The sequence below is a fragment of the Desulfobacter sp. genome (genome assembly GCF_050177295.1).
Genome location: NZ_JBFXHE010000174.1, coordinates 1 through 8,878 on the forward strand (window position 1 = coordinate 1; position 8,878 = coordinate 8,878).

Below are 8,878 nucleotides of genomic sequence, written 5' to 3' on the forward strand. Positions count from 1 at the left end.
CCATGAAATCATAATTGGCATCCACAGACAGTTTCTGGCCATAAATCTTTCTAATGGAATTTCTAAAGGAGGCGCGCTGTTCTTCGGTTTTAAGGTCCAGGCGCTCCTCCACGTTTTTAATATAGCGCTCATCAATTTTAAGGGCCCTAAGCTCACCTGTCTGGGGATCCTTGTACTTCCACATCATATCAGCCCCCAGGTGTTCGGCATCCACACCAATGATCATATTTACATAGTTGAGCACATCCTTTTTGATGGCCAGCGGTTCGTCCATGTATGCATTGAACATCTCTGTCATGATGCGTTCCCGGTAAAGGCCTCTGGCAATTTTCAGATCCTCCATGAACTTGGCCCGGTCAGCAGGTTCATGAACATAATCAAGTACCACCCGGTTCAAGGCGTTGAAAATATCCAAGGCAAACATGCACTTGCCGTCATTGGTTTCAGAAGATTCCAGAAGGAGCTGCACAGCCCGGCCAAGGTTTCTCTGTCCCAGGCCTTTCTGGCCAAAGCGTTTGGTGATATCCGTATCCTGGTTGAGCTGATCAATGAGCTCAGCCAGGGTTTTAAGGCTTTTTTCACCAGCCACTTCCCCTGCGGCAAGCTTCATGATTTCAATGGGGGTGAGCTTCTCGGACCGGGGCAGCCGGGTCAGCACCACGGCAACAGATGCGGCATGGTTTAAATTTGGATCCTGGTGAAGCACTTCCTGGTCAAGGGAACGCTTGACATCGGTACCGATGGCATATTCGGTCAAAGTTTTCTGGATCTTATAATCCGTGTTATGGGCCACATAGCAGATCCGGCACCGGTCAACAATGGGGGCCTCCTCACGTTCCATCAAAAAGGTGTTGAACTCGGAGTTATTTGAGGTGGCGATAATCAGGGTGTCAATGGGCCATTTAAACCCATCCAGTTCAATCATACGGTTCTGGATCACACCAAGATACACCTGCACCAGATCCTTTTTGTTTTTATAAATTTCGTCGGCAAAATGGATGCCGCCGCCGGCCACCCGGGCCAAAGCACCCCGGCGCAGGTCAAACCGGTAAGGGTTGTTGGAATCCGGGATATGCAGCAGGCGCTGGATGGACTCTTCACCCATAAGATCCACGGCCGAAGAGGTGATCTTGTCCTTGGCCGGATATTTGCCGGTAATCGTGCCAAGACTTTCTATCAAGGGTACCGGGACAATTTCTATGAATTCCATCATGTTGGCAGGGGTATCATCACAATATTCCCGGATCTGATGCCATATGTAAGCCGAACAGGCCCCTAAAGGACGATACTTCTCATAAAGGGCTTCTATCTCCTTATCCTTGAACTTAAATGCTTTGGAAAGATAACTTGCGGAGGCATCTTTGTTCTCCTTAAAACTCATGGCAAGAATCATGGGATCCTCGTAGGTCTGGGATTCAATAACATTGATCCTGCCATATCCACCCAGCTTATCAAGATTCTTAAAACGGAACGTATACTTCATATTTTGGGGGCCCGATAAAAACTCCCTGTACCGGGCGCACAGGTATTCCACGAAAAAAGTTTTTCCATTTCCCGGCTCGCCCACCAGGACATAAGCCATTTCCCTGGAAGACCCACCTTCGGAGGCATCCTTGACAAAAGAGACAAAGGAATTGATTTCGTCATACATGCCCACCAGATGCCTTTTGCCCCCGCTGAACAGGTCAAACTGGTAGGTGGTCTTTCCCTTGACCGTGACCTTGCGGATACCGGCGTCGAGAATCATGCGGGAGACCCCCTGGAACGCATCCTCAAATATCCGGGTCCCCTTTTTAACGGCTTCGACGTGGTGGTTAAAGGTCTTAGGATCTGTTGTAGTGGACATTTTACCCTCCATGGGCAGCAAAGGCGGCACGTGCTGCCAAGTCTTTGGTTGGAATTCAGTTAAATTCTTCTTTTCCGGGCGATAGTTAAAAGCGTGTTCGCTTTCCGGAAAAAACAGTACACACGTTTTTGTCAGGGTTGAAAAATTTGTGCTTTTTAATATCTTGAAACAGGACTATTTTGGAAAAGATATATCAAGCGAAAAAAAAAGTGTCAAATACTATCACACCCTTATTCTCCTTTGCTATAAACGCTTTTTGTCTCCTTGATTTTATGATAACAATAACAGAACAAACTTAAAAAAGAACAAACTTAAATTAACTTTCGCAAATGAGGGAAATAATGACCCATTCGAAGCTGTTGACCATTGAGGATCTGATAAATGAGCTGGATATGGGCAAGGCAACTTTAAAGTTCATTTTACATCGGTTCAGCCCGTGGCTTGTCACACAAATTGTCAACCATGAAACATGTTACACTGAACCGGCGGTTATCACCCTTTTAAAAATTAAAAAATTTCTGGATACAGGTATACTGCCCGATCAGGTTGAGGCATTCCTTGCCCAGGAAGCAGAAATGCTTAAAGCCACAGATAAAGTACAAGATCCTGCCGGCAATCAAGGAACAATCTCCGTGGATATAGAGTCTGTATCTATATTCAAGGATCTGTTCCAGAAATTTATAGAAAAACAGGACCGTATTGCTTCAGCCCAGGAAATACTTTCCCGGGTGGAAGAAAGAAAAGCCGATGCCATGGAAAAACGGGCTGCCGCAGAAGAAAAAAAAGCCGATGCAATGACACACATTGCCCTGGCACTGCAGGAGATGAACCAGCGGCATAATGCTGCTCCCCAGGCCATGGAAATTGCCGGACGTGCCGTGGAAACCCTGGCCTTGGAAGAAGCACCCGGGCTTGACCAAAGCCTTTTGGATACCAACTTTAGTGAAAAGGCACAGCTGTTTGAAGACGTACCCATGGAAGATGCATTCAAGGCTCAGGACCACAAGGATCTTGGAGACATCAGTTCTTCCGACATGGATGACCTGTCTTTGCTGATCAATGAAACGGCCCTGACACTTGAAGATATTGATATGGATGATTTGTCAAAACTGGTTGATTCTGATTTGCCTTCGTCTAATTCCCTGGATAATGAAGATGACCTTGATGATCTGTTCAGCCTTGTGGATATGGATACCCATGTGCCAAAGGACTTTCATGAAGACTTGGATGATCTGTCCAAACTTATTGAACCCACCTTTGAAAAGGACGTTGCGGATTTAGATGATTTATCCGCCCTGATTGAAGAATCTGAACAATCCCAGAAACCCGAACCCATGGATGATCTGTCCTTGCTTGTGGGTGGCACCGGGGAAAAATCAGGGCAGGTGCCGCCGGAGGTAGACACCCAGGTTAAGGAACCACCCGTGATAAAACTGGATATTTCGCCGGATCAGGATATGGGTAAATACAAGGCTGCTGTCATGAAAATCATTATTGAATTAAAAGGACAGGGCTTTACAGCTCAGCAGACAATAGATAGCTTCAATCGCGATGGTGTCGCCACCCTGTCCGGGAAACCCACATGGGGATTGAAAGCCATGGATAAAATTTACGGCTTTATTGATTCTGTAAAATAAGTGACGCTGCCAAATATTATTTTTATTTTGCCCCTGCAGCATCGGCAAAGCGCGTATCCACAAATTTATCCAGATCAATGAGAGAGGTCATAATATTCATTTTATCCATCATATATTTCTGGATAATATCAAGATCTTCTTTTTTGGGATAAAGCTCTCCTGTCAGAATACGGTCTGGCGGGTCTGTAAGCACCCGCAGGATGATATTCTTATCCTGGGAAAAGAACTCAGCACCAATAATTGAAGCGGGCCCAGGCTGGGCATCAATGGCAATCCCGGACCGGACAAAACTTGTGCAAATTTCCTGAATAGCTTCGGGATTCTTTTCAATGACCTCGGTGCGCATGACAAAAACACAGCAGGGATGCTTGGCCCACAGATTTTTTGACAGTTCAAATTCTTCACCATGACCGGATGCTATCACCTGGGAGCCAAATGGTTCAGCTACGATAAACCCGCCGATTTCGCCGTCTTCGTCATACTCAAGGGCTTCGGGCATCTGGAAGGGCGCAACAACCTCAAGGGTGACATCAATTCCCTTTTCCGTAGCACGTCCGGGTTTCAACCCTTTCTCGGATAACAGCTTGTGAAACAACATATTATGGATGGAGAGCTGATAGGGAATCAGTACGGTCTTACCCGCGAAATCCTCAACAGAATTGATATTGGCTTTTTTATTTTTAATCAGGACACTGCCGGATTTATGGGCCAGCAACAACAGTTTGAGATCAACTCCGGACTTAAAAAGGTCCATGGCTGTCGGTGCCAGAACCAGTGCCCCGTCCAGGGATTTTACAGAAAGTGCGTCAGCAACTTCATTCCACCCGTTTTTAACCACAGGTTTCAGTGTGCAGTGTTGAAAGGTTTCCATACCTTGTTGTAATTTTCGAGCTGTTACACCGAGAATGAAATGATCAGTGATTTTAAGATATCCAATCTTAATCACGGGTTTTTCCGCCATTTCAGGCACCTCCGGGGATGATTAGTGTGTAATAAATAATGCTGAATCTCATTAACTGGTTATGCGTACGTTTAATTCAAAGTCAATCCTAAAAGCTTTGAACAGGTTAATTACGGGATTTTCACACCATTTAGGTTAATAATCTGCCATAATTATGCAACAAAGTAAACCCCGGTGATGTATAAAAGTAAGATGGTAAGTTAAAGGCGGGACTGCGGATAACTTTAACTAAAAAAGGAACTTGATTGCCCGGTTAATGCGGCCTCTTTTTTTGCCCGAATAATCAGGCCTGCGAAAATCAGATCCTGGGGAGAAGTGAGTTTAATATTGAATGGTCCGCCATCCACCATATCTACCTGGAGTTTCGCATGTTCGCAGACCGACGCTTCGTCCGTGCCCCAAAAGCCGGTATTCCGGGCATGGGAAACAGCCTTGACAATCAGGTCCAGACGAAAGACCTGGGGCGTCTGGGCCCGGAACAGTCCATCCCGGTCAAGGGTGCAAATAATCTTGCCATTTTTATCCCCCCTTTTTACGGTATCAAAGATACCCAGAACCGGGATGCAGGCACCGTTTTTCAAAGCACCGTCAAGGCACCGGTCAACCAGCTTTTCATCCACAAAGGGCCGAACCCCGTCATGAATCAAGACAAAGGTTGTTTCGGGTTGGGCACAAATTTCCAACGCTTTATCAAGTCCATTGCCCACGGAATCCTGACGGGTAACACCGCCTTTGATAATATGCACGGGGGTGGAAAATGAAAATCGGTGCATCAGGTCATTGCGGGTAAAATCCAGATCCGGTTCAGGTACCACCAGAATAATCTCATCCACCCGGCAGTGCGTGTCAAAGGCGCCAAGGGTGTGAACAATTAGCGGAACACCTTCCAGATCAATGAACTGTTTTTTAACAGTGGACTGCATGCGCAGACCTTTTCCACCCGCCACAACAACGGCAATATTTTTAAAAGACTCTTTATTTTCTGCGTCAGGCATGAATTTTAAACATGAATTTTAAATCAGGTAGCTCAATTCACAGGGCAAGGGAATGCCCTTGCCCATATGGTCTTCACCGTAATTAACACTGGCAAGGATTTTCAAATCATTCAACGCCCTGGAATCTCCCGTAAAGATGACCGTCTCAATGTTTTCTTTTTTAATTTTTCCCCCGGCCCACTGAATATCAAGGACCGAGGCGGCATCAAACTGATCTTTGCCCACATGAAGCTTAACTTCTCCGCCGTAATGCTGGACAATCTTTGCCACCAGAAGGCTTGGCCGGCTGTGAAAGCCCCTGTCTTTGGGAATACCCACGTCAATTGTGTCTGATTCCATATTCTCGTTTAAAACCCGGGTGGCCACATCCTTGCCCGAAGATAAAAAACGGCCTGCATAATACAGACAATAATTAATGGCACGGTCCAGAACAGCATCCGGATCAATAAGATCGGAAAGGGACAGGCTGATGTTTTTATAAACATGCTTGAAACCGGTATCATACAGGTGACGCTCATAAAAATGGAGCAAACGCCCCATCACCTGCAGAATATGAAATACAATGGAAAAATGACTGCGCAGCTGGCTTAAAATTTCAGCATCAGGGGCGTGCAACGTGGTGACTACATAGGAATCAAAGGAGGACTGGATATTATGCACCCGCATCTCATAGCCTCGGATTGTCACCTCGTTGATAACCTCGGGGACAAGCTTGTAAATGGTCTCAAGGTCATACCGTTCGTAAAAGGTAAACTGTTCAAAATCCCGGATCAGCTCAAGAAACTGACTGGCGATTCGTGTTAGATTTTTTTTCTGACTGCTTTTAGGCAGGGTGTCGTCAATATTATGCTCCAGTTGACCGGCAGTGGCAATGCCGGGAAAATAGTCCAGATCATAGCCGGATTGCGGAATGGTGATACGCAAACGTTTTGCCTCTTTTAAGGCAACGGGTGCGGCCTGATAAATGGCAGCCTGGAGAAATTTAAGCATATCCAGTGCTTCCTGTTTAAAGGCACTGTGGTTCTGATCCCCGAAATTGTAAAAGTCAAACCGGTCCAGGGTGTGGCGCTGGGAATAGCAGGCAAGGGAAAGGTGTCTAATTGCTGCAGATATTGCACGGTAAAACACCCAGTCCTTGTTTTTTTTTGCACCGTGGAAGTCAAGAAAATCTTCCATGATGTGGGAGGTGATGATCAGTTTTGAACAAAGTTTCTTGGTAAAAAGATACCTGTCGTCATTCAATCCAATAATGAACAGAATGCACTGAAGATACTCATATGAAAAAATATTTGCCTTTTCTTTAAAAGATATGTCACAGGTGTCATTCATAGCTATTTATCCGGTATTGAAAATTTCGGTCTGACCGGCCCGTAAGCCGAATTCTGTTACCTTTTTGCGGTTACCCGAAAAAAGATCAACGGTCATTCATCTAGGATGCATGTTGCCATACATCTCAAGCAACCTACCCGGAGACTTGGACGGGCAGCCCTCAAACGTCTCTCTATTTGGTCTTGCACCGGACGGGGTTTACCAAGCTTCCCCGGTCACCCGGGGAACTGGTGCGCTCTTACCGCACCGTTTCACCCTTGCCCAGCTACTCATTCAATGGAACAGCCATCAGCACTAAAGACACCTGTTCGACTCAATGAGCAGCTGGGCGGTCTACTCTCTGTTGCACTTTCCTTCACGTCACCGTGACTCCACGTTATGGAGCGTCCTGCCCTGCGGTGTTCGGACTTTCCTCCCGGCGTTCATTCGCCCGGCGACCGTTTGTTCCAGTCAGACCGAAATTAAAAATTGTTCTTCAACTCAACCCTAAATATCAGCTTTTTTCATAATAAAGAATCCGGCTGCACTGGGGGCAGAATATCAACTCGTTTGCCCGCTGAACTTCAATATACAGCTGGGGCGGGATATTCATGAAACACCCTAAACATACCTGATCCTGCACCTTGGCAACGGCAGATCCCTGGTTCATTTTGGAAATGCGTTTGAACCGATCTAAAAGTTTAGCATCCAACCTTACACCGATTTCTTCCTGGCTTTCAAGATATTCCTCAAGAAGCTCCCGGTCTTTCGTGGTTTGGTCTTCAATCTGGTTCTGTTCAGCTTTGACCTGTTCTTCAAGCTGCTGATATTCTTTTGTACTTTCATCCACAATGGCCTGGGACTTTTCCCGCTCTTCCATGATCTGTAACAGAGCCGTTTCTAAGGCTTCTTTTCTTTTTTTGTTATCATCCACCTCCCTGAGCAAAACCTGATACTCTTTATTTGTATTGACATTGCGCAGGGTTTCGTTGCTTTTGATAATTCGGGCATCAACAACTTTGATTTCCTTTTCACTGTCAAGACAATTTTTTTCAAGCGTTTCAAGTTCTTCAATATTTTCCCTGAGCGCTGCTGCAAACTGTTTGAGCCTGGATGCCAGTTTGATTTTCTTTTTTTCAAACTCGTGCAATACGTCCTTAATACGGACGATTTGGGTTTCAGCCTCCTGAAGCTTTACAAGGGAGGCAATATCTGGTTTTGACATAACTGATTTTAACATAAGGTGTTACATCCTCATATGGTTAAAAATGGATCTTGTTCCTGATCATATGTATTGATTATAATCTGATACCCCAAAGCATCAAACACCTGTCCGAGACGGATTTTCAAAAGCTCAACCGCAATGGATTCGGAATAAAAGTGGCCGACATCCACAGCGGATTTACCATGGGACTCTATATCCCGCGCCTCGTGGTACTTCAGATCCCCGGTGATATATACATCCATTCCCGAATTTAAAAATTGAGCTGTCAAGGAGCCACCTGAACCCGAACATAGTACTGCTGTTGACACCATGTTCCCGGGATTGCCAATAATTCTTACCCGGGGAATCCCCAATTTTTCTTTGATCCGGCAAGCCAGTTGTTCAAGTGCCATGGACCCTTCAAGCTGCCCGATGCGCCCAAGTCCCTGGACCAGCCCGGCAGATTCATCTTCCATTACATCGGCAAGAAAAACATGGGTGTGAAAGATACCAAGTTTTTGGGCCAGATAGTCGTTCAGACCGTCCTGGGCTTTATCCAGGTTTGTATGGGCACAGACTAGGGCAATTCGGGATCTGGCACTGGTCAGGATGGCGGTTCCAGGCATCCGGCTGAAATCAATCTGCTTTTCAGGTGACATAATCAGGGGATGATGGGTAATCAGCATATCACACCCCAGCTTTTCCGCTTCGGCCAGGGCCTTGTCTGCGACATCCAGGGAAATCAGGATCTTGGACACCTGCCACCCTGGATCACCTGCCTGAAGCCCTGAATTATCCCAGGATTCAGCAAGGGAAAAAGGCGCAATTTGATCTATGATATCAATGACCTGTTTTACCGTGGGCATTCTTTCAAGACGCCTTAAAACAAAAAAGCGTGGAGTACACTCCACGCTTTAGATTCAGTCT

At 46.0% G+C, this 8,878-nt stretch carries 7 protein-coding genes and 1 other RNA gene; 1 reads left to right on the top strand and 7 read right to left on the bottom strand.

Translation table 11 applies throughout. The features are described from left to right. A partial coding sequence (locus AB7U36_RS12945; protein ID WP_428160179.1) for a serine protein kinase PrkA occupies positions 1–1,846 on the bottom strand: 1,846 nt, incomplete at its 3' end. Positions 1,847–2,187: 341 nt separating this feature from the next. On the opposite strand from AB7U36_RS12945, the gene AB7U36_RS12950 reads away from it, so the two are divergent. Continuing rightward, positions 2,188–3,483: a hypothetical protein gene (locus AB7U36_RS12950; protein WP_428160180.1), complete on the top strand. Its 1,296-nt coding sequence runs from the start codon at positions 2,188–2,190 to the stop codon at positions 3,481–3,483. 22 nt (positions 3,484–3,505) lie between these two features. Here the strand turns inward: AB7U36_RS12950 and AB7U36_RS12955 are convergent, their stop codons facing one another. The 6 genes from AB7U36_RS12955 to AB7U36_RS12980 form a co-directional block, all read right to left on the bottom strand. Then, complete coding sequence (locus AB7U36_RS12955; protein ID WP_428160181.1) at positions 3,506–4,444, bottom strand: ABC transporter substrate-binding protein; 939 nt, start codon at positions 4,442–4,444, stop codon at positions 3,506–3,508. Between the two features lie 224 nt (positions 4,445–4,668). Next, complete coding sequence (gene ispD / locus AB7U36_RS12960; protein ID WP_428160182.1) at positions 4,669–5,439, bottom strand: 2-C-methyl-D-erythritol 4-phosphate cytidylyltransferase; 771 nt, start codon at positions 5,437–5,439, stop codon at positions 4,669–4,671. A gap of 18 nt (positions 5,440–5,457) precedes the next feature. Further along, positions 5,458–6,768 carry an HPr family phosphocarrier protein gene (locus AB7U36_RS12965; RefSeq protein WP_428160183.1) on the bottom strand — a complete coding sequence of 437 codons (1,311 nt, stop codon included), beginning with the start codon at positions 6,766–6,768 and terminating at the stop codon, positions 5,458–5,460. 26 nt (positions 6,769–6,794) lie between these two features. Then, positions 6,795–7,222, bottom strand: an RNA gene (gene rnpB, locus AB7U36_RS12970) — RNase P RNA component class A. Positions 7,223–7,261: 39 nt separating this feature from the next. After that, the gene (locus AB7U36_RS12975; protein ID WP_428160184.1) at positions 7,262–7,987 is read right to left on the bottom strand and encodes a zinc ribbon domain-containing protein; all 726 of its coding nucleotides are present in this window, start codon (positions 7,985–7,987) and stop codon (positions 7,262–7,264) included. Positions 7,988–8,001: 14 nt separating this feature from the next. Continuing rightward, entirely contained in the window at positions 8,002–8,817 is an 816-nt protein-coding gene (locus tag AB7U36_RS12980) for a Nif3-like dinuclear metal center hexameric protein (protein ID WP_428160185.1), read from the bottom strand. Between the last annotated feature and the right edge of the window lie 61 nt (positions 8,818–8,878).

Bases quoted from the DNA above. Each gene is read 5' to 3' on its own strand.
- AB7U36_RS12950 (WP_428160180.1), top strand. From the start codon at position 2,188: ATGACCCATTCGAAGCTGTTGACCATTGAGGATCTGATAAATGAGCTG.
- AB7U36_RS12955 (WP_428160181.1), bottom strand. From the start codon at position 4,444: ATGGCGGAAAAACCCGTGATTAAGATTGGATATCTTAAAATCACTGAT.
- ispD (WP_428160182.1), bottom strand. From the start codon at position 5,439: ATGCCTGACGCAGAAAATAAAGAGTCTTTTAAAAATATTGCCGTTGTT.
- AB7U36_RS12965 (WP_428160183.1), bottom strand. From the start codon at position 6,768: ATGAATGACACCTGTGACATATCTTTTAAAGAAAAGGCAAATATTTTT.
- AB7U36_RS12975 (WP_428160184.1), bottom strand. From the start codon at position 7,987: ATGTTAAAATCAGTTATGTCAAAACCAGATATTGCCTCCCTTGTAAAG.
- AB7U36_RS12980 (WP_428160185.1), bottom strand. From the start codon at position 8,817: ATGCCCACGGTAAAACAGGTCATTGATATCATAGATCAAATTGCGCCT.